The following is a 1,453-nucleotide window of genomic DNA, read 5'->3' on the forward strand; positions in this document are numbered from 1 at the left end:
GCTCGGCGATGGCGGTGGCCGCCGCCAAGGCGGCCGGCCTTTCCAACACGGCGCACATCGCCGGCGGCCTGGATGCCTGGAAGAAGGCCGGCGGGCCGCTCGTGCATTGACGGCCGAGGACCGTCCTCGGGACGAGATGATTGCGCTAAGTCAGGGACTACCCATATTTGCGGGGTAGGATCGGGTGCAGCATCACCATCCGGGACCAGCCATGATCAAGACCTGCAAACCGAGCGAACCGCCCAAAATCGCCGTCAAGAAGCCGGCGGACAACAAGGCGAAGCTACCTCCGCCTCCGGCCGATGACGACGACTACGAGGACGGCGACATCGCGACGCCCAAACGCGACCGTTACGGTGTGGACGACGAGCCGTTGTGAGGGGGCGGCCCCGGGCTCGCCTGTCGTCCCTGCGTTCGCAGGGGCGGCGCTGTGGAAGTGGCTCAACTGCTCGATCGACCCGCACTACCTGCCATGCGCCTCTGTTCATGGACAAATAACCGCTCTCCCCGATAGTTTGCGCGCCTTCCAGGGAGTGAAACCGAAACTGCAATGGTCGATGTTCTCGCCGCACCGCAGCAAGGCAAGGCGGACAGCGCGCTACGCACGCTGACGGGAATCTCGATCGCGCATTGGGTCAGCCATTTCCATCTGCTGGTCCTGCCGATGCTATTCCCGTTTCTCAAGGCGCAGCTCGGCGTCGGCTATATCGAGCTTGGCTTCGCGCTCACCGTATTCGCGGTGGTGTCCGGACTGACGCAGGCGCCGACCGGCTATCTCGTCGACCATTTTGGCGCGCGCAGGATCCTGCTGATCGGCCTCACGCTCGGCGGCTTCGCGCTGATCCTGCTTGGCCTGCATCTCAGCTACGCCTCGCTGATCGCCTGCGCCGTGCTGCTGGGTCTCGCCAATAGCGTCTATCACCCCGCCGACTACGCGATCCTGGCCGAGCACATGGACGAGGCGCGGATGGGCCGCGCCTTCTCGATCCACACCTTTGCCGGATTTCTCGGCGGCGCGGTGGCACCGGCGATCGTGGCGGCACTCGTCACCCTGTCCGGCGGCACCGGCGCGCTGATCGCATCGGGTGCGATCGGCATTGCGGTGGCCTCGCTGCTGCTCGTCATGAACATTCCCGACGCCGGCGCCAGCAGGAAGAAGCCGGGCGCGGAGAACGCGCAGAGGCAGGCCGTCATCACACCGGCGCTGATCGTGCTGACGGCGCTGTTCATGCTGCTCAGCCTGTCGGTCGCCGGCATCAACAATTTCGGCGTCGTCGCGCTGATGAGCGGCTATGGCACGTCCTACTCGGCAGCCAACGTCATGCTGACGGCATTCCTTGGCGCCAGCGCCGCCGGCGTGCTCGCAGGCGGCTTCCTTGCCGACCACACCGAGCGCCACGGCTATGTCGCCGCGGCCTGCTTTGCCGCGAACGCGGCGATCGTGCTGCTGATC

The 1,453-nt window shown here is 66.0% G+C and carries 2 protein-coding genes and 1 pseudogene; all 3 read left to right on the forward strand.

Going from position 1 to position 1,453, the window contains the following annotated elements; all coding sequences use genetic code 11:
• A pseudogene (locus tag MOV75_RS37855) lies at nt 1-110 on the forward strand (MBL fold metallo-hydrolase); the annotation flags it as partial.
• A gap of 101 nt (nt 111-211) precedes the next feature.
• Nucleotides 212-379, forward strand: a complete 168-nt coding sequence (locus tag MOV75_RS37860) for a hypothetical protein (RefSeq protein ID WP_246932609.1) — start codon at nt 212-214, stop codon at nt 377-379.
• Between the two features lie 171 nt (nt 380-550).
• A partial coding sequence (locus tag MOV75_RS37865) for an MFS transporter (RefSeq protein ID WP_247007962.1) occupies nt 551-1,453 on the forward strand: 903 nt, incomplete at its 3' end.

The organism is Bradyrhizobium sp. PRIMUS42, from assembly GCF_023006515.1.
Lineage (GTDB): Bacteria > Pseudomonadota > Alphaproteobacteria > Rhizobiales > Xanthobacteraceae > Bradyrhizobium.